Annotated in this window: 17 protein-coding genes; 4 read left to right on the top strand and 13 right to left on the bottom strand. The window is 60.3% G+C overall.

The features are described from left to right. Nucleotides 1-53: 53 nt before the first annotated feature. Nucleotides 54-677, top strand: a complete 624-nt coding sequence (locus tag E4631_RS20875; protein ID WP_133655755.1) for a hypothetical protein — start codon at nt 54-56, stop codon at nt 675-677. Nucleotides 678-754: 77 nt separating this feature from the next. Here E4631_RS20875 and E4631_RS20870 read toward each other — a convergent pair whose 3' ends face one another. The 11 genes from E4631_RS20870 to E4631_RS20815 all read right to left on the bottom strand — a co-directional run bounded on the left by E4631_RS20870 (nt 755) and on the right by E4631_RS20815 (nt 17,817). Next, nucleotides 755-1,027 carry a PLD nuclease N-terminal domain-containing protein gene (locus E4631_RS20870; RefSeq protein WP_133655756.1) on the bottom strand — a complete coding sequence of 91 codons (273 nt, stop codon included), beginning with the start codon at nt 1,025-1,027 and terminating at the stop codon, nt 755-757. Between the two features lie 95 nt (nt 1,028-1,122). Then, on the bottom strand, nt 1,123-1,764 hold the full coding sequence (locus E4631_RS20865) for a rhomboid family intramembrane serine protease (protein WP_240735121.1): 642 nt from the start codon (nt 1,762-1,764) through the stop codon (nt 1,123-1,125). A gap of 6 nt (nt 1,765-1,770) precedes the next feature. Continuing rightward, nucleotides 1,771-2,742, bottom strand: coding sequence for a polyprenyl synthetase family protein (locus E4631_RS20860; RefSeq protein WP_133655757.1), 972 nt, complete (start codon nt 2,740-2,742; stop codon nt 1,771-1,773). A gap of 155 nt (nt 2,743-2,897) precedes the next feature. Continuing rightward, nucleotides 2,898-5,738 (bottom strand): ribonuclease R, encoded by a 2,841-nt coding sequence (gene rnr, locus E4631_RS20855; protein WP_205704283.1) that lies wholly within the window; start codon nt 5,736-5,738, stop codon nt 2,898-2,900. 187 nt (nt 5,739-5,925) lie between these two features. Beyond that, the gene (locus tag E4631_RS20845; RefSeq protein WP_133655759.1) at nt 5,926-7,731 is read right to left on the bottom strand and encodes an ABC transporter ATP-binding protein; all 1,806 of its coding nucleotides are present in this window, start codon (nt 7,729-7,731) and stop codon (nt 5,926-5,928) included. Between the two features lie 44 nt (nt 7,732-7,775). Continuing rightward, nucleotides 7,776-8,456: a lipoprotein signal peptidase gene (locus E4631_RS20840; RefSeq protein WP_317129139.1), complete on the bottom strand. Its 681-nt coding sequence runs from the start codon at nt 8,454-8,456 to the stop codon at nt 7,776-7,778. Between the two features lie 169 nt (nt 8,457-8,625). Beyond that, on the bottom strand, nt 8,626-9,237 hold the full coding sequence (locus E4631_RS20835) for a lipoprotein signal peptidase (protein ID WP_240735117.1): 612 nt from the start codon (nt 9,235-9,237) through the stop codon (nt 8,626-8,628). 170 nt (nt 9,238-9,407) lie between these two features. Continuing rightward, nucleotides 9,408-12,830 (bottom strand): isoleucine--tRNA ligase, encoded by a 3,423-nt coding sequence (gene ileS / locus E4631_RS20830; RefSeq protein WP_133655760.1) that lies wholly within the window; start codon nt 12,828-12,830, stop codon nt 9,408-9,410. Between the two features lie 171 nt (nt 12,831-13,001). After that, a complete protein-coding gene (locus tag E4631_RS20825; RefSeq protein ID WP_133655761.1) occupies nt 13,002-15,437 on the bottom strand; it encodes an RND family transporter in 2,436 nt (811 codons plus the stop codon). Between the two features lie 150 nt (nt 15,438-15,587). Next, the gene (locus tag E4631_RS20820; RefSeq protein WP_133655762.1) at nt 15,588-16,184 is read right to left on the bottom strand and encodes a transposase; all 597 of its coding nucleotides are present in this window, start codon (nt 16,182-16,184) and stop codon (nt 15,588-15,590) included. A gap of 115 nt (nt 16,185-16,299) precedes the next feature. Further along, nucleotides 16,300-17,817, bottom strand: a complete 1,518-nt coding sequence (locus E4631_RS20815) for a glycine--tRNA ligase (protein ID WP_133655763.1) — start codon at nt 17,815-17,817, stop codon at nt 16,300-16,302. 257 nt (nt 17,818-18,074) lie between these two features. Between E4631_RS20815 and E4631_RS20810 the strand changes: the two genes are divergently transcribed. The 3 genes from E4631_RS20810 (at nt 18,075) to E4631_RS20800 (ending at nt 23,060) form a co-directional block, all read left to right on the top strand. Continuing rightward, complete coding sequence (locus tag E4631_RS20810; RefSeq protein WP_133655764.1) at nt 18,075-20,489, top strand: TonB-dependent receptor; 2,415 nt, start codon at nt 18,075-18,077, stop codon at nt 20,487-20,489. A 22-nt stretch (nt 20,490-20,511) separates the two neighbouring features. Further along, nucleotides 20,512-21,519: a DUF4249 family protein gene (locus E4631_RS20805; protein WP_133655765.1), complete on the top strand. Its 1,008-nt coding sequence runs from the start codon at nt 20,512-20,514 to the stop codon at nt 21,517-21,519. 137 nt (nt 21,520-21,656) lie between these two features. Further along, nucleotides 21,657-23,060: an inorganic phosphate transporter gene (locus E4631_RS20800; RefSeq protein ID WP_133655766.1), complete on the top strand. Its 1,404-nt coding sequence runs from the start codon at nt 21,657-21,659 to the stop codon at nt 23,058-23,060. Between the two features lie 221 nt (nt 23,061-23,281). Here E4631_RS20800 and E4631_RS20795 read toward each other — a convergent pair whose 3' ends face one another. Then, on the bottom strand, nt 23,282-23,773 hold the full coding sequence (locus tag E4631_RS20795) for a hypothetical protein (protein ID WP_133655767.1): 492 nt from the start codon (nt 23,771-23,773) through the stop codon (nt 23,282-23,284). A 138-nt stretch (nt 23,774-23,911) separates the two neighbouring features. Next, complete coding sequence (locus E4631_RS20790) at nt 23,912-24,406, bottom strand: DUF4385 domain-containing protein (RefSeq protein ID WP_133655853.1); 495 nt, start codon at nt 24,404-24,406, stop codon at nt 23,912-23,914. Nucleotides 24,407-24,610 lie beyond the last annotated feature (204 nt).

Below are 24,610 nucleotides of genomic sequence, written 5' to 3'. Positions count from 1 at the left end.
TGCGACTGGTTTTTTGCCATCCCTACCCCCTCTTTTCTGTTCAATCCTTTTCAATGAAGCGAATACTTTTACTAGTCCTACTGCTGGTGGCCGTGGCTGGCGGCTACTACTATTTCAATAGCCTGAAGACGGGGCCCGACTACGCGCTGCTACAAGCGGCCGCGGCTACGCAAACCCACGATTTAGCCAAGTTCGAGCGCTACGTGGATGTCAGCAGCGTGACGAGCCACTTGGTGGATGACGTAGCCAGCCAGAGCGCTATCCTGACGGCGTTGGTGCCGGGTGGTGGCCTAGCGCTGCGCGGCGGCCTGAGCCTGTTGAAGCCCCAGCTGGCCAAGGCCGCCCGCAACGAAGTGCAGCGCTACGTGGAAACGGGCTCGCTGGAAGAGGCGCAGGCAGCCGCGCCCAAGCGCTTAGTCAACCTTTCTTTCCTGGGCTTAGCGGGGCGGGTAGTGGGGCCCGACAGCCAGTTCAAGGGCATCAAATACACTACCGACAAGGGCAGCGAAGCGCTGGTCGGGCTGGAGTTTTCGCAGCCGCGTTACGACACCACGATGGTGGTAGAGGTGCAGCTGCTGAAGCAGCCGGATGGTCATTGGCAGGCCAAGCAGATTACGAATGCTGGTGAGTTGGCAATGGGCATAGCTCGCCTGGAGAAGCAAAAGCTGGTGAAGTAATCAGCTGGCGACGCTGCAAAAAGAAGCCCCCTCACCGATAAGGTGAGGGGGCTTCTTTTTGCAGCGTGGGCATTTGGCTAGTCGCCGCGCCCGAAGAAGTAGTAGATGAGCAAGCCGCCAAAGGGGAAGAAGAAGACGATGGCGGCCCACAGCAGCTTCTTACCGATGTCCCAGGACTTGCCGAAGATGTTTATTATGGCCCAGATATCAAGGATGGCCAGCGCGATTCCCCAAGGGGCCAGGCTGCCATCAGCGTTGAAGCGGGCACAGCCAGTGGTAATCAGTACCAGTGGAAGGAGCAGGACCGCCAAGAGCGGTAGCCGGCTGGAAAAAGAGTGTAGTGGTTTCATGTGAGAAGCAGGAAATTGTGAAAGAATGTGACTTCTCTACGTAGCTTTTACACAATTAGTCTAAATTTTCTTTTAAAAACCTGATTTTCAAGTTATTAAAACCTATAGCTGCTTACCTGCCGGAAAAACTCCGGCACTACCCCGGGAATGAGTGCGCTGATAAGCAGCACGCCGAAAAGCGCGCCGTAGAAGTGGGCATCGTGGTTGACGTTATCGCCCCGGCGGCGGCCCATATACCAGGAATACGCCAGGTAGAGCACCCCAAAAATGAATGGCTGGATGGGGAAAGGAATGGGGAAGATGATGATGCCGCCCCCGTTGGTATTGACCGGGAAGAGCAGAATGCTGGCAAACAGCACGGACGACACGCCCCCCGACGCACCCAGGCTGCGGTAGTCACGGTCGTCGCGGTGCTGGAAGTAGGTAGGCAAATCGGACACGATAATACCGCCCAGGTAGAGTAGCAGAAACAGCCCTACCCCCGCCCCCGGCCCGTAGCCCTCGGCCAGCGTGGAAAGAACCACGGGGCTGAAGGAGTAGAAGGCAAACATGTTGAAAAGCAGGTGGGCCCAGTCGGCGTGCAGGAAGCCGGAGGTGAGCAGCCGGTACCACTGGCCGCTGGAGCGTGCCATGACGTAGGGCTCCATTATCCAGGCGCGCATAAGCTCGGGCTTGGACCAGGCGTAGACCGAAATGAGGACCGTGAGGCCGATGAGAATGAGGATGGGATTGAACACAGTGGGTTAGTTTTCGCGGTCCATGAGCTGGAGCGCGAGGTGATGCAGGGGCTGCTTGCGGGCCGCGGGCGCCCCTACCCGCTCCAGATGCTGCAGGGCATCCTGGAAGTAGTCGTTGATGAGTGCCTCGGTCTGGGGGCGAATATTGAGCTCGTCGTAGATGCCGCGCACGGCTTGCACCTTGGCCTCAGCATCGGGCACGGGCTGGCCAATGTGGCGGGCCAGGGCGGCACGCTGGGTGGCGTTGGCCTGGGCCTGGGCAGTGAGCAGCAGGTAGGTTTTCTTATCGGAAATGATGTCGCCGCCCACGCGCTTGCCGAAAGTGGCGGCGTCGCCATACACGTCGAGCAGGTCGTCGCGCAGCTGAAAGGCCAGGCCAATATCGGTGCCGAACTGCCGCAGGTGCTCAGCATCGGCGGCACTGGCGCCGGCCAGCACGGCGCCCAGCTCCAGCGCGAAGCCGAGTAGCACGGCCGTTTTCAACCGAATCATGTCGAGATACTGAGCGATGGTGACGGTGGTTTCGGTTTCGAAATTCATGTCCCACTGCTGGCCCTCGCACACCTCGGCGGCGGTTTGGGAGAAGCGGCGCAGCACCTGCGGCAGCAGGGGTAAGGCCACGTTTTCGAAGAGCAGCTCGTAGGCCCGCACCAGCATCACGTCGCCCGAGAGGATGGCCGTACTGGCGTTCCATTTCTCGTGCACCGTGGGCTGGCCGCGCCGCAGCGGGGCCTGGTCCATGAGGTCGTCGTGCATCAGGGTGAAGTTGTGGAAGACTTCGGTGGCCAGCGCGGGCTTCACCAGGGGCGCCAGGTCGTCGGTAAAGAGTTGGCCGCCGAGCAGCGTGAGCAGGGGCCGCAGGCGCTTACCGCCCAGGCCCATGATGTAGCGAATGGGGTCGTAGAGGGTGGCCGGCTGCTGGCCGTAGTCAAGCTGCTTAAGCGCTTGCTGGAGGAGGGTCGAAAGGTCGGTTTGCACGGGGGCAAAGGTAGGTTTGGTGTGGTTGGCCCTCCTGTCATCCTGAGCAAAGCGAAGGACCTTATCACGTATGGGATACTAAGGGTTACCAACCCAACGATTCCATACGTGATAAGGTCCTTCGCTTTGCTCAGGATGACAGGAGAGACGAGGAGCTACCGGCGGCGCTTGCCGCCTTCCTTACCCCCCCGGCTGCTGCCGCCGCTGCCTTTGTAGCCGCCGCTGCTCTTGCCGCCTTTGCCGCCGCGGTCGTCGCGGCGGCCCCTACCCCCACTGCCGCGGCCGGCTTCGCGCTCGGCGCGCTCGCGCTGCTTCACGTGCTCGGGGCGGTCATCGACCAGCTCCATGTCGATGGTGCGGTCGAGCAGGTTGGCCGAGGTCACGATGACTTGCAGCTCGTCGCCAAACTGGATAATGCGCTTCGAGCCGCGGCCCACGATGCGGTAGTTCTCCTTGTCCAGCTCGAACGTGTCGCCCGGAATGTCGGAGATGCGTACCATGCCCTCGCACTTGTTGGCCTCAATCTCGACGTAGATGCCGCGCTCGGTGAGGCCCGACACGACGCCCGTGAACTGCTCGCCGATGTGGGCGCCGATGTACTCGACCTGCTTGTATTTGATGCTGGCGCGCTCGGCATTGGCCGCTAGCTTCTCGCGGGCCGACGAGTGCTTGCAGGCATCCTCCACGGGCTCCACGGCGGCGTTCTTACCCCCGTTGAGGTAGTACTCGAGCAGGCGGTGGGCCATCATGTCGGGGTAGCGGCGGATGGGCGAGGTGAAGTGCGAGTAGTGCGCGAAAGCCAGGCCGAAGTGCCCCAGCGGCTCGGTGGTGTAAATGGCCTTCGACATGGACCGGATGGCCAGGCCCTGAATCACGTTTTGCTCGGGCTTGCCCACCACGTCGGTGCTCAGCTTATTGAGCTCGGTGCTGATTTTTTTCGGGTTGCTCAGGTTCAGCTTGTGGCCGAATTTCTGGGCAAACATGGCGAAGTTTTCGAGGCGGTCGGGGTCGGGCGCGTCGTGGGTGCGGTACACCATGGTGAAGCGCGGCTTGGTCTTTTTGAGGTTAAACACGAACTCGGCCACTTGCTTATTGGCAAGCAGCATGAACTCCTCAATGAGCTTGTGCGCGTCCTTGCGCTCCTTCACGTACACGCCGAGCGGCTTGCCGTCCTCGCCTAGCCGGAACTTAACCTCCTGCGTTTCGAAGCTGATGGCGCCCTTGCGGAAGCGCTCAGCCGAGAGTTTTTTGGCGAGGCTGTTCAGCAGATTCACCTCCGTGGCCAGGTCGCCCTCGCCGGTTTCGATGCGCTCCTGCGCGTCTTCGTAGCTGAAGCGACGGTCGGAGTGAATGACCGTTTTGCCATACCACGAGTCAATCAGCTTGCCTTTCTCATCCAGCTCAAACACGGCCGAGAAGGTCAGCTTGTCCTCATTCGGCCGCAGTGAGCAGAGGCCGTTGGAGAGGTTCTCGGGCAGCATCGGAATCACGCGGTCTACCAAATAAACGGAGGTAGCGCGGCTCTTACCCTCGCGCTCCAGCTCGGTGCCGAGGCGCACGTAGTGGGTCACGTCGGCGATGTGCACACCCACCTCGTAGTTGCCATTGTCCAGCGTGCGCAGGCTCAGGGCATCGTCAAAGTCCTTGGCGTCGGCCGGGTCGATGGTGAAAGTTAAGATGTCGCGGAAGTCGCGGCGCTTGGCAATTTCCTCCCGCGTGATGGTGGTCGAAATGGCTTCGGCCTCCTCCTCCACCGCGCTCGGAAATTCGAAGGGCAAGCCAAACTCGGCCATGATGGCGTTTATCTCGGCCTCGTTTTCGCCGGCCGCCCCGAAGTTGCGCACGATGGTGCCGACAGGATTCTTACCCTGTCCTTCATGGTCCGGAAACTCGGTGATGCGCACCAGCACCTTGTCGCCGTTGCGCGAGTCGGCCAGCCCATCGGGCGGCACCATCACGTCGAAATACGACTTGCGGTTATCGGGCTTCACGAAACCGATGGAGCCGTTCAGCTGCAGGCGGCCTACTACCTCCACGCGCTGGCGCTTGATGACTTCCGTCACGTCGCCGGTGAGGCGGCCGTCGCGCACGCCGCGCAGGCGCACCCGCACCAAGTCGCCGTCGAGGGCGTAGCGCAGCTGGTCGGTGAAGACCCGGATGTCATCGCCCTCGCCGTCTTCACGCACTACGAAGGCAAAGCGGGGGGTAGCGAGCGACACCGTGCCGATAACAGTGTTGGTATCGCGCTGGGGCCGGCGGTCGGGGCCATCGCCCACGTGGTCGAAGCCCGCCGCGCGGCGCCGGTGAATGATGGGGTCCTGCCCAAACTCTTCTTCCAGCACGGGCTCAGCCGCCGCGGCCTCCGGTGCTTTTTTAGCTGGTTTCCGAGCCTTGGCCGCGCTGGCGGCTACTTGCAGGTCGGTGGGGCTGGCCAGGCGGTATTCGTCGTTTTGCAGCAGCTCCAGGCGGCCATCCTGGCGCAGGTCCTTGAGGTGGGCAAACAGCACTTCGCGCTGGGCTTTAGTGGTAATGCCGAGGCGGCGCGAGAGCTGGCGATAAGCCAGCACCTTGCCGGGGTTATCGGCAAACTGCCGGTACACCAGGTCCTGGCTCAGGCCGGCCGCAACGGAGGGGGTAGCCACCTTGGCGGCTTTCGGCTCTTGGGTGGCCGGGGCGGCGTTGTTAGACTCAATTACGGGGGTAGCGTTAGCAGCCTCAGCAATGGGAGCAGCTTTGGCAACCTCAACTACAGGAGCGACTTTGGCAGTCTTTGCTGTGGGAGTTGCCTTAGCAGTCTTAGCTGCGGAAGCGGCTTTGGGGACCTTAGCGGCGGGAGCAGCTTTGGCGGTCTTAGTAGCCGGGGCTGCTTTGGGAGCCTTAGTAGCCGGGGCTGCTTTAGAAGTCTTGGCCGCAGCAGCAGCTTTAGGAGCCTTGGTGGCGGGGCCTGCCTTCGCGCGAGCGGCGCGGGGGGCGGCGGGGTCTTGGGGGTTTTTCATTTAATGGGTAAGACGGCCGCCGGACAGCTTGAGGTAAGATTGACGAAGGCGACGTGGGGTAAAGAAAGTAGAACGGAGTGGTACTCCGCTCGTTGTTGGATGAAAGTAGAACGTAGACGGGAGCGGCTTGTTCGGCTGGCGCTACCTGAGCGGTATAGCGCGACCGGGAACGGAGTGCCACTCCGTTCTACAAGGCCACCCGCGCCGCGATGCGGGCAGGGTCGTCGCTCGGGATGGCAGCCAGCAGCTGCTGGGTATACGGGTGCTGCGGGTGGGCGTAGACATCGGCAGCCGGGCCGCTTTCTACGATGCGGCCGTGGCTCATCACCAGCAGGCGGTCGCTCATAAAGCGGGCCACCGACAGGTCGTGGGTAATAAACAGGTAGGTAATGCCCAACTCGCGCTTGAGGTCGTTGAGCAGGTTGAGCACCTGGGCCTGCACGCTCACGTCGAGCGCCGACACCGATTCGTCGCACACAATGAGCTTAGGCCGCAAGGCCAGCGCCCGCGCAATGCAGATGCGCTGCCGCTGCCCGCCGCTAAACTCATGCGGGTAGCGCTGCTCCGCATCGTCGCTCATGCCTACGGTGCGCAGCAGCTCGCGCACCCTGGCCTTTTGCTCGGCACGGCTGCCGCCTACCCCATGCACCCGCAACGGTTCCAGGATGGCCTCGCCCACCGTGAGCATTGGGTTCAGGGCCGCATACGGGTCTTGAAACACCAGCTGAAACTCGCGCCGCCGGTGGCGCAACTCGCCGGCCGGCAGGCGGGCCAGGTCCGTGCCTTCAAACAGGATACGGCCGGCCGTTGGTTCCGTGAGGCGTAGCAATGCCCGGCCCAGCGTGGTCTTGCCGCAGCCCGACTCGCCCACCAGTCCCACCGTTTCGCCAGGGTAGATGGTGAAGCTGACCTCATCCACGGCCCGCACAAACTCGGTGGTGCGCGCAAAAAATCCCTTGCGAATCGGAAAGTATACCCGCAGGTCTTCGACCTGTAGCAGGGGGGTAGGCGACCCCGCAAAACCCGTTTTTTGTTCCACGGGGAACGTTTTGGCGCTTTCAGAATTGCTTCGTAACTGAACAGCGTCGGTTTGCAGCGGCTCCGCCCCTACTCCAGCCACCCGCGCCACGAGGTTGCCCGCCTCATCGGCCTGCATAAAGTCGGCCACCACCGGCAGGCGGCTCTTGCCAATCGACAGGCGTGGCCGGCAGGCCAGCAGTCCCTTGGTATACGGGTGCTGCGGGTTGGTGAAGATGTCGAGCACCGGCCCCTGCTCCACTACCCTACCCCGGTACATCACCAGGATGCGGTCGGCAATCTCGGCCACCACGCCTAGGTCGTGGGTAATGAAAAGTACGGCCGTGCCGTAGTCGCGCCGCAGGTCGCGGATGAGGTCCAGGATACGCGCCTGCACCGTTACGTCGAGGGCCGTGGTGGGCTCGTCGGCAATGAGTAGCGCTGGGCGGCAGGCCATGGCCATCGCAATCATCACGCGCTGCTTCTGGCCGCCGCTGATTTCGTGGGGGTAGGACTTGAAAATCTGGGTCGGGCGCGGCAGCTGCGCTTCAGTAAACAGCTCAATGGTGCGGGCCTCCGCCTCCGGCTTATTGAGTGCAGTGTGCAGCAGCAGGGCTTCCACCACTTGATAGCCGCAAGTCAGCACGGGGTTCAGGGAGGTCATGGGCTCCTGAAAAATCATGCTGATGTCATTGCCCCGCACCTGTTGCAGCTGCGCTTCGCTGAGCTGGAGCAGGTCGACCTGGCCTATCTTCTCCGACTCAAAAATGGCCGTGCCACTCTCGATGTGCGCGGCCGGCTTTTGCAGCAGCCCCAGCAGCGCCAGCGAGGTCACCGACTTGCCCGAGCCCGACTCGCCCACAATCGCCACCACCTCTCCCCTACCCACCTCAAACGACACGCCCGCTACAGCCCGCGTGATGCCGCGCTGCGCATGAAAATCGACGGTGAGATGTTGAACAGAGAGTAAGGGCATGGGGCAAAAAGAAGCGGCGCGGAAGATACCGCGCCGCAAGTTTACTAGGCAGGCTCCGAAGTGGGCGGGGCCGGGGTGGCCAGCGCCGTATTCTGCTCCGTTTGCTTGAAGAAGCGCCCTTGCAGCAGCAGAGTCAGCGCTACCCCAACGAAGATGGACGAGTCGGCCAGATTAAAAATTGGCCAGAGCGACACATATTTCCCACCCAAAATGGGCCAGGCACTAGACAAAAATCCTTCGTAAATATCGACGTAAATCATATCTATGACTTGGCCGAAAAACCAGGGGGTAGGCGACCCAAACGGCGCATTGTGGTAAATGACGCCGTAAAAAACCGAGTCAATCACGTTGCCCACGGCCCCGCCCAGAATGAGTGCCATGCAGGCAATGAAGCCCGCCGCCGCCCGCTGCCGCCACAGCTGCACGATGTAGTAGCTGATGCCCCCCGCTGCCAGCAGCCGAAACGCCGTGAGCAGCAGCTTGCCGTAGGGCGGCGGCAGCAGCTCCACACCGAAGGCCATGCCGGGGTTCAGCGTGTAGTGCAGCTTAAACCAGTTGCCAATGAGCGGAACTTCCCCATTCAGCCCCGGCTGCATGTGCTTATTTACCAAGTACTTGGAAAGCTGGTCAAGCAGAATAACAAACAAAGCCAACAGGAAATAAGGCAGTACGCTGCCGCGTCGCGCCGGGGTGCGCGGGGGCCGCGCAGAGGTATCGATAGGCAACTCGGTAGACACTGGCAAATTATAGCGTACGTAAATTATTGATAATTAATTGTTTATTGCTTTTCAAGTCGCTGACTGGCGCTTGTCAGTAGCGCGAATTTTGTAGTTCGCGTACCCGCGCCGGTTCAACAAGTATCGTTCTGGGTCGCGAACTACAAAGTTCGCGCTACTATGCAGCGTCCGGCTGCTCAGGCTTGAAAAAGCGGTTTTGCAGCAGTAAAATCAGCGCTACCCCAATGAAAATAGACGAGTCGGCCAGGTTGAAAATCGGGAAGCCGCTCGTGTACTGCCCGCCCACAACGGGTACCCACGACGGGTAAAAACCCTGGTAGATAGGCACATTAATCATATCAATGACTTGGCCATAAAACCAGGGGGTAGGCGAGCCGGCCGGCGCATTGTGGTAGATAACGCCGTAGAAAACCGAGTCAAGCACGTTGCCCAGCGCCCCGCCCAAAATGAGCGCCATGCACGCCAGAAAGCCGCCCGCCGCCCGCTGCCGCCACAAGCGCGCAATGTAGTAGCTGATGCCTCCCACCGCCAGCAACCGAAAACCCGTGAGCAGCAGCTTGCCAAACGGCGCCGGCAGCTCCACGCCAAAGGCCATACCGGGGTTTTCGGTATAAAGCAGCTTCAGGACGTTGCCCAGCAGCGGAATGGTTTCGCCCAGCCGCATGTGGCTATGCACCAGATACTTAGATAGCTGGTCGAGGACAATGACAAAAAAGGCCAGCAGGAAGAAAGGCAGCACGCTACCCCGTCGCGCCGGGCGGGGCGGCAAGGAAGCGGAAGCGGTATCGGATGAATCAGGCTGCACTAGTGAAACTCATGTTACTTTGTACTGTTTTATACCGAATTACAAGGTTTCAGAACCTTTAAAAACGGGGTAAGCGAAGCGTTGTGCGCGGGAAAACCCGACCGCGTTTTCAGGCGCAGCCGGGTCACTTACACTCAGGCAGTTACAACATCTACTTTAGCGGGCACCGAGAAGTCGTCAAACTCCAGCACGGCGCCGCCTACTACTTCAGGCACGAAGTCGAGACGCAGGGCCTGCACTTCCTCGCGGATGTATTCGCCGAAGGCGGCCACGGCGGCTTGCAGCTCGGCGGGCGCGCTGGCGGCCAGGTGCACGCTGATGCGGTCCTGCACGTCGAGGCCCGAGTCTTTGCGCAGGTTCTGGAGGCGGTTGACCAACTCGCGGGCCAGGCCTTCCTGGCGCAGCTCGTCGGTGAGCGTCACGTCGAGGGCCACGGTGAGCGGACCGTCGGTGGCGACCAGCCAGCCGGGCAGGTCCTGGGTGCGGATTTCAACTTCGTCGAGGTGCAGCGTGAGGGTTTCGCCCTCCACTTCCACGGCGAGCTCGCCCTGCTTCTCGAGCTGACTCAACTCGTTGGGGCTCAAGGTTTGGATGCGGGCACCCACGGCCTTCAGGCGCGCGCCGTACACCTGGCCGAGGCGCTTGAAATTGGGCTTCACCGACTTCACCAGCACGCCGCTGGTGTCGTCCAGGAACTCCACGTGCTTCACGTTTACCTCGGCGCAAATAAGGTCTTCGACCTTACCCACCTGCTCCTTAGTCGAGTCGTTCAGCACCGGTACCAGGATGCGCTGCAAAGGCTGGCGCACCTTCAGCACCGACTTCTTGCGCAGCGAGTGCGTGAGCGAGCTGATGCGCTGGGCCAGCTCCATGCGCTCTTCCAACGCCTTGTCGATGAGCGAGGTATCGGCCTCGGCCAGGTAAGTCAGGTGGACGGATTCTGCTACCCCCTCCCCTTTCGCCAGGTTGCCATACAGCCAGTCGGCGAAGAAGGGCGCGATGGGCGCCATGAGCTGCGCCACGGTGCTAAGGCACTCGTGCAGCGTCTCGTAAGCGGCTTGCTTATCGGTAGTTAGCTCGCCTTTCCAGAAGCGGCGGCGCGAGAGGCGCACGTACCAGTTGGAGAGTTGGTCGGTCACGAAATCCTGCACGGCGCGGGCGGCTTTCGTGGGGTCGTAGCTGTCGAAATGGCCGCGCACTTCGGCCAGCAGGCTCTGCAGCTTGCTCAGAATCCAGCGGTCGAGCTCAGTGCGCTCGGCCACCGGAAGGGGGGTAGGACTGACCTGGAACCCATCCAGGTTGGCGTAGAGCGCAAAGAACGAGTACGTGTTATACAGCGTGCCGAAAAACTTGCGCTGCGCCTCCACAATGCCGGCCGGGTTAAACTTGAGGTTGTCCCAGGGCGAAGAGTTGGCAATCATATACCAGCGCGTGGCGTCGGGGCCGTACTGCGCGATGGTTTCGAACGGGTCCACGGCGTTGCCGAGGCGCTTGCTCATCTTCTCGCCGTTTTTGTCGAGCACCAAGCCGTTGGCAATCACGTTCTTAAATGCCACCGAGTCTTCCAGCATCACGGCCAGCGCGTGCAGGGTAAAGAACCAGCCGCGCGTCTGGTCCACGCCTTCGGCAATGAAATCGGCGGGGAAGTTCTTGGCGAATTTCTCCTGATTCTCAAACGGATAGTGCCACTGCGCATACGGCACCGCGCCGCTGTCAAACCACACATCGATGAGGTCGGGCTCGCGGTACATGGGCTGGCCGCTGGGCGAAACGAGGAAAATATCGTCCACATAAGGCCGGTGCAGGTCGATTTTCTCGCCGTTGGCGTAGGGGTTGTGGGTCATGACTTCGGCCGCCACGGCCTTGTCAATCTCCGCCTTCAGCTTGGCAATGCTGCCGATGCAGATTTCCTCTGTGCGGTCCTGGGTGCGCCAGATGGGCAGCGGCGTACCCCAGTAGCGCGAGCGGCTGAGGTTCCAGTCCACCAGGTTTTCGAGCCAGTTGCCGAAGCGGCCGGTGCCGGTACTTTCGGGCTTCCAGTTGATGGTTTTATTGAGCTCGATGAGCCGGTCTTTCACGGCCGTGGTCTTGATAAACCACGAGTCGAGGGGGTAGTAGAGCACCGGCTTGTCGGTGCGCCAGCAGTGGGGGTAGGTGTGCTCGTACTTCTCGGTTTTGAAGGCCGTGCCGTTGGTGCGCATCCGGATGGCGATGCTCTCGTCCAGCGTTTTATAGTCGGCCCCGCTCTGGTCGTGGCCGTCGTAGTTCTTCACCCAGCGGCCGCCAAATTCGCCCATTTGGGCCACGTAGCGGCCCGTGCGGTCCACGATGGGGCCAAGCTTGCCCTGGTCGTCGGCCACCATCAGCGCGGGGATGCCGTTGAGCTGCGCCACCCGGAAGTCGTCGGCGCCAAACGTGGGCGAAATATGCACGATTCCTGTACCGTCTTCGGTGGTCACGAAGTCGCCGGGGATGACGCGGAAAGCATTTTCCTCACCTTCAAAATGGGGGAAACCGGCTTCGGTATTGAACAGGCGCTCGTAGTGGATGCCTACCAAATCGGCGCCCGTAAACTCGCCTAGAACCTTAAATGGCAGATATTTACCTCCAGCAGCAACTGCACCTGACCATGCTTCTACTGATGGTAGCACTCCATGACCTACGGGATAAGTCGTGTCGTAGTAGAAGTATGAAGTGAAACGACTTTTCGCCAGCAATACATTGATTAGTTCACCAGTGTACTGATTTTTGGTTTGAACAAGCTGATAGACGATTTTAGGCCCTACAGCTAACCCGGTATTTGCAGGTAATGTCCAAGGTGTAGTTGTCCAAGCTAAGATAGATATTCCAAGCGCAGCTGAACCTTCGATTTCAGCCGCAGCAAACAGCTTCTCCGAAGCCACATCGCGCACCACCTTAAACTGCGCCACAATGGTCGTGTCCTTCACGTCCTTGTACGTGCCGGGTTGGTTCAGCTCGTGCGAGCTGAGGCCAGTGCCAGCGGCCGGCGAGTAGGGCTGAATGGTGTAGCCTTTGTAGAGGAAACCCTTGTCGTAGAGCTTCTTGAGCAAGGCCCAGCAGCTCTCGATGTACTCGGGCTCGAAGGTGATGTAGGGGTCGTCGAGGTCCACCCAGTAACCCATTTGCTGGGTCAGCTCGTCCCACTGCGCCTTGAAGCGCATCACGGTTTCGCGGCAGCGCTGGTTGTAGTCTTCGACGCTGATTTTGTGGCCGATATCCTCTTTCGTGATGCCCAGCTCCTTCTCCACCTGTAGCTCGATGGGCAGGCCGTGGGTATCCCAGCCGCCCTTGCGGGGCACCTGCTTACCGAGCTGCGTCTGGTAGCGGCAGAAGATGTCTTTCACCGCCCGCGCCATCACGTGGTGAATGCCGGGCTGGCCGTTGGCCGAGGGCGGGCCCTCGTAAAACACGAACGTAGGCTGGCCTTCGCGGCTGCTCACGCTCTTTTCGAAGATGCCGTTGGCGTCCCAGTAAGCTCGCACGTCCTGGGCGAGCTTGGCGTAGTCGAGCGGCTGCTTGTATTCGGGGTAAGTCATTTTTTTAAGCTGTTAGCTAGTAGCTGTTAGCCGTTAGCTTTTTGTTCGTTCGTCATGCAGACCGCAGGGAGGCATCTCGCGCGCTGACATTGGGGTTACTAACTCAACGAGGTGAGCGAGATGCTTCCCTGCGGTCTGCATGACGTTCTTTTTTGCTGTAATTCAGGTAATCTAAGTCGTTTTAACCGGCGTCCGCTCCACGCTCAGGCGTTGCAGGTTCTGGTCCATGTCGTCGTCTTCCTCGTGGTAGCTGTCGTCGTAGTGGTGCACGAGGGCCGTTTTGGGCGTGTTCCAGCTACCGCCGCGCTCGAACGTGACCAGCAGCGCCGGCAGGAAAACCAGGTTGGAGAAGTTGGTAATCAGCAGCGAGGCGCCCATGAGCACGCCCAGCGCCTTCGTGCCGCCAAACTCGCTGAAGCCGTAGATGCTGAAGCCGATAAACAGCACAATGCTGGTGTAGAACATGCTCGTTCCGGCCTCGCTCAACGTGTTGGTAATGGCCTCACTCACGCTTTTGCCGGTCACGGCCATCTCCTGCCGAAACTTGGCCAGCAGGTGAATCGAGTTGTCACCGTCGATGCCCAGGGCAATTACATAAATCAGGGCCGTAGCCGGCTTCAGCGCAATGCCGAAGTAGCCCATTACGCCGGCTGTCAGGGTCAGCGTTAAGATATTAGGTATCAGCGCGTAGAAGATAGTACGTACCGAGTGAAAGAGCAGCAGCACTACCAGCGCCACTAGCCCAAAGGCCCACAACAGGCTCTCGCCCAGGGTGCCGATAACGTACTCGTTGCCCTTCGTGAAAATTACCGTCGTGCCCGTGCGGCGCACCACCATATCGGTGCCAGCAAAGATGCGCTTGATGGCCGGCTCAATACGCTTATTCACCAGCGTATCGAGCTTATGTGAGCCGATATCGGCGATTTTCACGCTAATGCGGGCCCGCTGCTGGGTGCTGTCCACGAAGGTTTTGAGCAGCTTGCTGGTCGAGTTGGCGCCCTTGCCCTGCGAGTTGGCCAGGTAGCTCAGGATGAAGTTCTTGTCGTCGTTATCGGGCAGCTTGTAAAACTGCGGGTCACCGTTGTAGAACGCCTGCTTCGACGCCTTCAAAAACGTGACCATGCTGATGGGCGTGGACAGTTCGGGCTGGGCCTGCAGGAACTTGTCGAACTGGTCGATTTTCTGCAAGTTAGGCAGCTTCAGCAGGCCCTTGGGCTGCTTGGTATCCACCACAAACTCCAGCGGCATCACCCCGCCAAAGCGGGCCTCGAAGAAATTCAAGTCCTCGTTTACGGAGCTTTGCTTGGGCAGGTCGTCCACCATAAACGACACCGCTTCAATGCGCGAAATGCCGATGGAGGCCAGCCCCACCAGCACCGCCGCCGTGATGTAAATGGTGCGCCGCCGCCGCAAAACGATGAAGTCGAGGAAGTGAATAATGCCCACCAGCGGCTTCGAGTCGAGGTGCTCCAGCTGCTTGTCGGTGGGGCCGGGCAGGTAGGTAAACACCGCCGGAATCATGATGAAGCTGATGATGAAGGCCACGAAAATGTTAATCGTGGCCACCAGCCCAAACTGAAACAGAATGGCAATATCGGTGAAGGTGAACACGAAAAAGCCGATGGCCGTGGTCGTGTTATTGACCAGCGTAATGAGGCCGATTTTGCGGATTACCCGCGTCATGGCCAGTATCTGGTTGCCCGATTTGCGGTAGTCGTAGTGGTAGCGCGAGAGCAGGTAAGTGCAGTTGGGCACGCTGATAACCACCAGGATAGACGGTATCAGGCCCGTGAGCAGGTTGATTTTAAACCCGAGTAGCACAATGGTGGCAATACACCATATCATCACGATGATGACGACCAGCAGTGGCACCACCACCGCCGACCAGGTGCGGAAAAACACGAACAGGATAATGGCCATCACCACCACCATGAGCCCGGCAAAAAACTTCATCTCGGCCGATACCTTGCTCGTCATCGTGGAGCGCACGTAGGGTAGGCCCGCGTAGTGCAGCTTGATGCCCGAGTCCTTCTCAAACTTGGCGCTGAGATTTAAGATGTTGTTCATCACCTCCTTGCGGCGGTCCGAGTTAAGCCACTTGGGGTCGAGCGTCACGGCCAGCAGCGTGGCGCCGGTGCGCGGCGCCACTACCTGGCCCTGGTAAAACTCGATGTTGTTCACCACCCGCATCAGCGAGTCGAGCTGGGCCTGGCTGGTGGGCGGCCGGGCAAACACGGGCACGGTCACGAAGCTGTTGTTCACCGTATCCTTCTGAATCTGAATGAGCTTGGGCAGGCCCAGCACGCCCGACACGCCCGGCACTTTCACCAGCTCATTGGCCAGCTGGTCGTAGAGCCGGAAGTTTTTGAGCTTGTACACCGAGCTGTCCTGCATCCCCAGCACCAGGATGTTGCCATCCTCGCCGAAGGTCTTTTTGAACTGCTGGAAGTACACCATGTCGGGGTCCTTCGGGCTCACCACCTGGGCAAAGTCATAGGTCATCTGCACGTCCTTCGCTATCCAGGCCATGCCTAGGGTCGAAACGGCAATGAGTATCAGCAAAATCCGGCGGAACTTGATGATAAAGAGGGCGATATGTCCCCACATAGGATAAGGAATATGTAAAACGGAGTGGTACTCCGTTTGGCGTGCGGCTAGTAATCAATCAGTTAATAATTCTGGCGAAAAACGGAGTGCTACTCCGTCTTACATTATCTAATAATCCTGGCGGGAAACGGAGTGCCACTCCGTTTTACATTACCATTCAGGGTTTAGGTACGTGTGGGGCCACTTAGTCCAGTCTTCTACCAAGCCAGCCTTTACCGGGTTATTCAAGATGTACGCCACGATGCGGTCCATTTCCGCACCATCGCGCACGTAGTGGTCATAGCTTTCAGCCTGCCAAAAGGCAACTGCGCTGCGCCCTAACAACTCATTACAACGGCGGGCAGTTCGGGCTTTCAACGATTGTAGAATACGGTAAAAAGGTTGGTGCTCAATTTCAGGCAGACTAACTAGCAGATGTACGTAGTTCGCCATTAAACAGTAAGCCCACAAGGTATACTCAATGCCAGAACGAAAATGCAGTGCCTCACCTACAACAGCAGCTATCTCTGCTTGTCGCAGCCAGGTTGGACCAGTATCATCAGCGTCAAGCAATTGGTCGAAAGCACCAAAATAACGGCGCTGGCGAGCGTACGATTGCTCAGCGTCTTCCTGAGTATGTTCAGGTTGGGAGTATTCCTTCCTTAGTTGCTCAATAACTTGGCCCGGCAGCGAACCCGCTAGCCGAAAGGTGATGAACAGCGTAGCTCCCGACGGCATAATATGCGGCAGATTACGCTGATAATACATAGGATAGATGTAAAACGGAGTGGTACTCCGTTTGGCGATAGGGTAAAGTTATGGTGGAATGGCACGCAGCCTTTCGGCACTACGAACCTGACGCCAAACTGAGTGCCACTCCGTTTTACAATTTGGCAAACACCGTCTTGAAGCTCACGGCTTCGCCGATATAGGCCCGCAACGCGCTGATGGGCATGCGGGTTTGCTCGCGGGTGTCGCGGTGGCGCACCGTCACCGTGTCGTCTTCCAGCGTCTGGCCGTCCACCACGATGCAGAAGGGCGTGCCGATGAGGTCCTGGCGGGTGTAGCGCTTGCCGATGGCGTCTTTGTCCTCGATAACCAAGCGGAAATCGAAGCGCAGGTCGTCGAAAATCTGCTGGGCTTTTTCGGGCATGCCGTCCTTGCGCACCAGCGGGAAGATGGCAGCCTTGATGGGCGCCACTGCCGGGTGCAGCTTCAGGAGGGTGCGCTGCTTGGTGGTTTGGGTTTCGCCCTCGCCTTCGGTGATGGTTTCTTCCTGGAAGGCCTGGCAGAGGGTAGCCAGAAACAGGCGGTCGGCGCCCACCGAAGTTTCGACCACGTAGGGCACGTAGTTGCCGTAAGGCTTGCCGGTGGCCTCGTCGATGTCGTTGTCGAAGTACTGCTGCTTTTTGCGGCTCAGGTTCTGGTGCTGGGTCAGGTCGAAGTCGCCGCGCGAGTGGATGCCCTCCATTTCCTTGAAGCCGAAGGGGAATTCGTACTCGATGTCGACGGCGGCCTTGGCGTAGTGGGCCAGCTTGTCGTGGTCGTGAAAGCGCAGCTTTTCGGGGGGTAGGCCGAGGGCCTCGTGGAAGCGGCGGCGCGCCGCCTTCCAGGTGTCGTACCACTCGCCTTCGGTGCCGGGGCGCACGAAGAATTGCATCTCCATCTGCTCAAACTCCCGCATCCGGAAGATGAACTGCCGGGCCACAATCTCGTTGCGGAACGCCTTGCCAATCTGCGCAATACCGAACGGAATTTTCATCCGCGCCGACTTCTGCACGTTCAGAAAATTGACGAAAATGCCCTGGGCCGTTTCGGGCCGCAGGTACACAGGCGGCGCGTCCGAGTCCACGGCCGAGCCCTGGGTCGAGAACATCAAGTTGAACTGGCGCACCTCGGTCCAGTTGCCGGTGCCGGAGACGGGGCACTTGATTTTTTCGTCGAGAATGAGCTGACGCACGCCGGCCAGGTCGTTGGCGGTGAGCAGGCGGCCCATTTCGGCGGTGAGGGCGGCGCCGCGGGCGGGGTCGCCGGCGTTTTCGTACTCGGCGGCTTTTTCTTCGAGCAGCACGTCGGCGCGGTAGCGCTTCTTGCTGTCGAGGTTATCGATGAGGGGGTCGTTGAAGCCTGCCACGTGACCGCTGGCCTCCCAAGTTTGGGGCGCCATGAAGATGGCCGCGTCGATGCCCACCACGTTGCCATGCAGCTGGGTCATGGCCTCCCACCACAGGCGCTTGAGGTTATTTTTCAGCTCCACGCCGTTGGGGCCGTAGTCGTACACGGCGGCGAGGCCGTCATATATTTCAGAGGATTGAAATACGAAGCCGTATTCTTTGGCGTGGGCGACGATATCTTTTAGCTGAGTATTCTCAGGCGTAGGCGTAGACGCGGGCTTGCTCATAAGTAGCAAAGGTAGACCGCAGATTATAACGGATTAAACAGATACGCCCGCTGCGCGGGCTGGGTGCGCTTTTGGTTGGGGGCTTCTTCTGCTCATTGTTGGCGGCGGGGTTTGGGTGGGGCTTGGTCCGCTTGACGCGCCGTGAGGGGGGTAGGGCAAGCAACTAATTAGTCAATTATTTACTCATCAACCGCACACGTGGCGGCGGGCCCTACCCTACCTTCGTCGGCAATACCTGAATTCTACCCTTTTCCACTGTGAAACAACTTTACTGCTTGCTGCTGCTAGGCGGGCTGCGCGTGAGCACCGCCCAGGCGCAGGCCCCTACCCCCCCGCCGCCGGCCCACGTCACGCTCAGCGGCTACGTGCGCGACCTGGCCACCGGCGAAAACCTGATTGGCGTGGCCGTGGTGCAGGCGGGCACCGGGCGGGGCACTGCCACCAACACCTACGGCTTCTACTCGCTCACCGTGCCCACGGCGGGGCTCGACTCGGTGCGGCTGGTGGCCAATTACGTGGGCTATGAGCGCGGGCGCTGGGCCGCGCCGGCCACCGGCAGCGCGCAGCACACCTTCCGGCTGCCGGCCGCCGCCAACGAGCTGGCCGACGTGGAGGTGGTAGGCGACCGCCGGGCCGCCGACGACCACGGCCCGCGCAGCACCCGCATGGGCACCATCAACGTGCCCATCGCCCAAATCAAAAGCCTGCCTAAGTTCATGGGCGAAACCGACGTGCTGAAGGTACTGCAGCTGCTGCCCGGCGTGCAGAGCGGCGGCGAGGGCAGCAGCGGCCTCTACGTGCGCGGTGGCTCGCCCGACCAGAACCTGATTTTGCTTGATGGCACGCCGGTGTACAATGCGGCGCACCTGTTTGGCTTCTTCTCGGTGTTCAATGCCGATGCCTTGAACAATGTGGAGCTGATAAAGGGCGGCTTCCCGGCGCGGTACGGGGGTAGGCTGTCGTCGGTGCTCGATATTTCGATGAAGGAGGGCAATGCGCAGGCGCTGCACGGCGAGGGCGCCATTGGGCTGGTAGCCTCGCGGCTCACCCTGGAAGGGCCCATTAAGAAGGACGTAGCCTCGTTCATCGTGTCGGCGCGGCGCACTTACATCGACGTGGTGGCCCGGCCCTTTATTCAGAGTCAATTGAAAAAAGAGGAACAGGCGGGCTCGCTGGGCTACTACTTCTACGACCTCAACGCCAAGCTCAACTGGAAGGTGAGCCCGCGCGACCGCCTGTACCTGAGCGCCTACCGGGGCTACGATAATTTTTACGCCAACCTGCACGATGCCGACGAAGGCCGCACCAACTTCCGGCGCTCGGATAGCCGGCTGGGCTGGGGCAACCTCACCGGCGCGCTGCGCTGGAACCACGTGGTGAACGACCGGCTGTTTATGAACACCCACCTGACTTACAGCCAGTACCAGTTCGACATTAGCGAGGGCAGCGAGCGGCGCTACCTCGACCAGGGCCAGCCCGCCACCAGCACCAGCGCCCTCAACTACCTGTCGAGCATCAAGGATTTCAGCTTCAAAACGGACTTCGACTACCTGCCCTCGCCCGACCACTACCTGCGGTTTGGGGGGCAGGTAATCCGGCACGCGTTTCGGCCGGGCGCGGTGGTGCAGAACAGCATGACCGACAACCTAGCCAGTGCCTCGGCCTCGGGCAGCCGCACGGCGGGCACCGAAAGCGCTGTGTACGTGGAGGACGACTACCGCCTCAGCGCCCGCCTGAAGGTGAACGCCGGCCTGCGCCTGAGCAGCTTCTACGTCGAAAACAAACTCTACCCCTCCCTGGAGCCGCGACTGGCCGCCCGTTACATGCTCACCGACGAGTGGGCCCTGAAGGGCTCCTACGCCCGCACCACGCAGTACATCCACCTGCTCACCAACAGCGGCATCGGGCTGCCCACCGACTTGTGGGTGCCGGCCACGGCAACGGTGCGGCCGCAGGTGGCGCACCAGTTCAGCCTGGGCGCGGCCCGCACGCTGCGCTACCGGGGCGAAGCGTTTGAGTTCAGCTTCGAGACGTACTACAAGCCCATGCAAAACCTGGTGGAGTACCGCGAGGGCGCCAGCTTTTTGAACACTACCGACGGCGACTGGCAGCGCCAAATCACGAGCGGCCGGGGCTGGGCCTACGGCGGCGAGCTGTTTTTGCAGAAGAAAACCGGCCGCACCACCGGCTGGGTGGGCTACACGCTGGCCTGGAGCAACCGCCAGTTTGCGGAGCTGAATCGGGGGCAGATTTTCCCTTATAAGTACGACCGGCGGCACGACGTGTCGGTGGTGGTCATTCACCATTTCAGCCCCACGCTCACGCTGTCGGGCACCTGGGTGTATGGCACCGGCAACGCCACCACGCTGGCCTCGGGGCGCTATGAGGTGGGCGGCGGCGTCATTTTCAACGACTACGGCGACCGCAACTCGTACCGCATGGCGGCCTACCACCGCTTCGACCTCGACCTGAGCAAGACCAAGAAAAAGCGCTGGGGCGAGGTGGTCAACAGCCTGTCTATCTACAATGTGTATAGCCGCCGGAACCCGTATTACCTCTATTTCGACGCGGCTCTTGTGGAGCTGAACGGCACGGTGGTGCAGCCGGCCAGCTACAAGCAGGTGTCGCTGTTTCCCATCATTCCGTCGGTCAGCAAGGCGTTCAAGTTTTAAGTCCCTACCCCCCCTTTGTGCCATGAAACCAGCTCTGCTCCTACTCGCCCTGGCGGCCCTGGCCAGCTGCGAAAGCGTGGTGACCGTGACGCCGCCGGCCCACACGCCGCGCCTCTCGCTCACCTACACGCTCAGCAACCAGCCGCCTACGGCCCGCTACCAACAGTCTTTCAGCGACCGCGGGGCGTTTGCCAGCACCAGCCAGGCCATTCTGGTGAATAAAAACCTGGAGGGCCGGGCCGACGCCACCATTGAGGTGCGCGATGCCAGCGGGCAGGTGGTGGAGGAGTTTCGGCCCGACACCAGCCGCTACGCCCGCCTGCCCACCGACTACCGCTACGGCGCTTACATTCCGGTGCGCAACTACGTGGGCGTGCCGGGCCAGGCGTACTTGCTGCGCGCCAGCGCGCCCGGCCTGGAGGCCTTGGAGGCCACGATGGCCCTACCCCCCCTGCCGGCTTTGGAGGCGGTTAGCTATGTGCCGCAGCCGGTGCCAGCGCCGGGCGCAAGCGGCTTCACCTTCGACTACTACGGGCTGCTGTCGTTTGCTATTCTCGACCCGGCGGCTACTACCGATTACTACATAGCCTATGCCCCCCGGGTGCTCGATGCGGCTGGCGCGTTTTGGGGCTACGCCTATCAAGAATCTGATATTAACAATAGTAATGTGCCGACGCCGACTATCAACCTCAATCAGTTCGTCTTATCCTACGTCGGCAACGTTAATTCTATCATACCCATCAGCGATGCCGGGCGCCAGGGCCAGCGCCTCGTGTACAGTAGCCCCATCTATCTCTACTACGGCGGCGGCTACGCCTCCAACCGCCCTACCCCGCCGCCGCCCGCCTACCTCGAGCTCACGGTGAGCAGCATCCCGGCCAGCACCTACGACTTCTACCAGTCGGTGCAGCGCTACCGCACGGCCAACGACAACCCCTTTGCCGAGCCCGCGCCGCTACGCTCCAACGTGCAGGGCGGCTACGGCCTCTTCGGCGGGGCCAGCGATGTGGTGGTGCGCATCAAGCTGTAGGCCCCGTTTTACCGCGTCTTATTCACAAATCAAGAACCGGTTGCAATGAAACCAAGAAGGCCAACAATTCGGTAACATGACGCTAACGTGATACCGCGCTAATTTTGCGGGCCGGCTACCCACTCCGGCCCCTCTCTATGTTCGGACTTGAACCCCATGTGTTGCTGCTGCTAGTCGTCTGTTTGCTAGCCGCGTGCGCGTTTGAATTTGTTAACGGCTTTCACGACACGGCCAACGCCGTGGCCACCGTTATCTATACTAACACGCTGCGGCCCTGGGTGGCGGTAGTGTGGTCGGCCTTCTGGAACTTCATCGGCGTCTTCTCGGGCGGCATCGGCGTGGCCATGGGCATTGTGTACCTGCTGCCCGTGGAGAGCCTCGTGGACCAGAACGTGTACCACGGCATTGCCATGGTGGGCGCGCTCATCGTGGCGGCCATTATCTGGAACGTCGGCACCTGGTACTACGGCATTCCGTCCTCGTCGTCGCACGCGCTTATCGGCTCCATCCTGGGGGTAGGGATTGCGTTTTCGCTGCTGCCCGGCGGCAAGGGCGCGGCCGTAAACTGGGGCAAGGCCGGCGAAAGCGGCCTGGCCCTGCTGCTGAGCCCCATCCTGGGCTTCACGTTCACCATTATTATGATGTTCTTGCTCAAGCGGTTTTTCCCGAGCAAGGCCCTGTTTAAGGAGCCCCACAAGCGCAAGCCGCCGCCCTTGTTCATCCGCCTCACGCTCATCACTACCTGCACGCTGGTGAGCTTCTTTCACGGCTCCAACGACGGCCAGAAGGGGGTAGGGCTGATAATGCTCATCCTCATCGGCATCGTGCCCATCCAATTTGCCCTCGACAGCAACAAAAACCCGCTCGACCTGCGCGACTCGCTCACCAAGGTAGAGTACGTGCTCAACCGCCTGGAGCCGACCAGCCTCAGCGCGGCCGACCAGCAGATGCTGACCCAGGTGCGCACCCAAACCGCCGACCTCGACCGCGTATTTGCCGGCAAAAACAAAGTGGCCGACCTGCCCAAGCAGGCCCGCTTCGAGATTCGGCGCGACATCCTGCTGCTCGCCAACCGCGGCAAAAAGCTGCTCGGCTCCGACCAAGTGAGCATCAGCACCGCTGACCGCGCCACCTACACCAAGGCCATCGACGAGATGAAAACCTTCACCGACTACGCGCCCTGGCAGGTGCTGCTCATGGTGTCGCTCTCCTTGGCAGCCGGCACCACCATCGGCTGGCAGCGCATCGTAAAAACCATCGGCGAGCGCATCGGCAAGGAGCACCTTACCTACGCCCAGGGCGCCAGCTCGGAGCTGGTGGCGGCCGCCATGATTGGCCTCAGCACGCAGTCGGGCTTGCCTACTTCTACCACGCACGTGCTCACCTCGTCCATCGCGGGCAGCATGGTGGCTAGCCGCGGCGTCAAGAATATCAACCCCGAAATGGTGCGCAGCATTGCCCTGGCCTGGGTGCTCACGCTACCCGTAACCATGGTGCTATCAGGGCTGCTGTTTCTGCTGTTCCGCTCTTTCGCAGGGTAAGTAGCGCAGACTCGCAGCGTCCGCGCTACACGCAAAAAGCCAACCCGATTAGGGTTGGCTTTTTTGCTAGGCTATTTGGCCAAGGCCAGAAGCGATAACGTGGGAATAATCCCTGCTTCACTGAGTTATCCACTTATCAACAGCCAAAAACGGCCTTTTTGTGGATAACTTTTAACCCTAGTGGATAATCCTGGGAACTTTCAGGCTAATGCCAAGAAAGCTTATTTGGGCCACTGCACCTCCAGGTCGTCATTAATGAAGACGCCGAAGTTCACGAATTGCAGCAAACCTTCCTCGAAGTACATGTCAATCATGGACTTCTCGTAGGAGAGGCGCACCTCGCCGCCTTCCATCGTTTCCACTTCGGGGGCGGCCTGGTTGTGGCGCTTCATCAGGTCCTTTATCTTATCCAGCGGCTGGCCGTGGATAATTTCGCCGAAGAGGCGCAGGCCGGGGTTGTCGGTTTCAATGCAGCTCAGGCGGAAGTCGTCCTCGCGGTCAAAGTAGAGCGAGAGCAGGTGGTCGTCCTCGTAGTAGTTCCAGGCCTGGTGCTCAAACTCGTCCTCGTCTTCCGACTCGTCGATTTCCTCGGGCTCACCCACCAGGGTGCGCACCTCATCCATCGTAGTGCCGAAGCGCAGCGGGCCCATGCCGGTGCCCAAGATAATTTCGTTTTCCTCGATGCTGCTGGGGGTGGTCGTCGGGGTGCTCATGGGGGGTAGGGAGGTTAGATTAAAAGCAAAGGTAAAGTGTAGGGTAAGCTTTAGCTTGCCGGGAAGTGTGGGGTAAGCTTTAGCTGGCCATGGTAGCACTGGCAGCTACTTCCCGGCAAGCTAAAGCTTACCCCACACTTATTTCCCATACTTCGCCTCGAAGGCAGCTTTTTGGCGCTGGTACTCGGGCAGGGCCTTGGCCTCGTCCCACTTGGCTTTGAAAATGGCGGCGGCTTCTACTTTATCCACATCGGGGTGTGGATTACGGGGCAATTCGGCGCGGCCGTGGGCGCCGCTCTGGCCTTTTTTGTCATCGGGCACGGGGCCGGCGTACTTCTTGCCGCCGGCGTGGTTGGCGTAGCGCCGGGCGCGGGTGAAGCCCATCTGCAAAAACTTGCGCGCCATGTCAGCCCCCACAAAGTCCTCCTGCTTCAAATAAGCCTCGAAGAGCGCCCAAATGGCCGCCGATGACTCACGGGCCGCCGCCGCGTCCTTGAAGCGCCAGTGGGGCAGAATTTCGCCCTTGTAGGGCTGCACCAGCAGCACGCCCTGCTCGCCCTTGCCCACGCGGTACAGCTCGGGGTGCGCTCGAAAATCGGTGGCAGCAAAATCGAGGTTGTAGTCGAACGGCATTTCGGGGGGTGGTAGTAAGCGGGTCGCGAACGGCCGCGGGCACTTTTTCAACGGCCGCCCGCCGCCCAGGGTTGGCCCGGCCGGAGGGGGTAGAGAAACCGGCTGGCCGAAGTTTTCCACAAACTCAAATTGTGAATTAATTTCTTTTTAAAAAATCTCTTTTCTATTTCCATCCATCAGGGCAGTGGATAAGTGGATAACCTG

It is taken from the genome of Hymenobacter sp. UV11 (assembly GCF_004684095.1).
Lineage (GTDB): Bacteria > Bacteroidota > Bacteroidia > Cytophagales > Hymenobacteraceae > Hymenobacter.
The sequence above is the reverse complement of the archived record's forward strand: the minus strand, read 5'-3'. Positions and strand labels throughout refer to the sequence as shown.

Coding starts and splice junctions, on each gene's coding strand:
- E4631_RS20875 (WP_133655755.1), top strand. CDS start 54: ATGAAGCGAATACTTTTACTAGTCCTACTGCTGGTGGCCGTGGCTGGC.
- E4631_RS20870 (WP_133655756.1), bottom strand. CDS start 1,027: ATGAAACCACTACACTCTTTTTCCAGCCGGCTACCGCTCTTGGCGGTC.
- rnr (WP_205704283.1), bottom strand. CDS start 5,738: ATGAAAAACCCCCAAGACCCCGCCGCCCCCCGCGCCGCTCGCGCGAAG.
- E4631_RS20845 (WP_133655759.1), bottom strand. CDS start 7,731: ATGCCCTTACTCTCTGTTCAACATCTCACCGTCGATTTTCATGCGCAG.
- ileS (WP_133655760.1), bottom strand. CDS start 12,830: ATGACTTACCCCGAATACAAGCAGCCGCTCGACTACGCCAAGCTCGCC.
- E4631_RS20825 (WP_133655761.1), bottom strand. CDS start 15,437: ATGTGGGGACATATCGCCCTCTTTATCATCAAGTTCCGCCGGATTTTG.
- E4631_RS20820 (WP_133655762.1), bottom strand. CDS start 16,184: ATGTATTATCAGCGTAATCTGCCGCATATTATGCCGTCGGGAGCTACG.
- E4631_RS20815 (WP_133655763.1), bottom strand. CDS start 17,817: ATGAGCAAGCCCGCGTCTACGCCTACGCCTGAGAATACTCAGCTAAAA.
- E4631_RS20805 (WP_133655765.1), top strand. CDS start 20,512: ATGAAACCAGCTCTGCTCCTACTCGCCCTGGCGGCCCTGGCCAGCTGC.
- E4631_RS20800 (WP_133655766.1), top strand. CDS start 21,657: ATGTTCGGACTTGAACCCCATGTGTTGCTGCTGCTAGTCGTCTGTTTG.
- E4631_RS20795 (WP_133655767.1), bottom strand. CDS start 23,773: ATGAGCACCCCGACGACCACCCCCAGCAGCATCGAGGAAAACGAAATT.
- E4631_RS20790 (WP_133655853.1), bottom strand. CDS start 24,406: ATGCCGTTCGACTACAACCTCGATTTTGCTGCCACCGATTTTCGAGCG.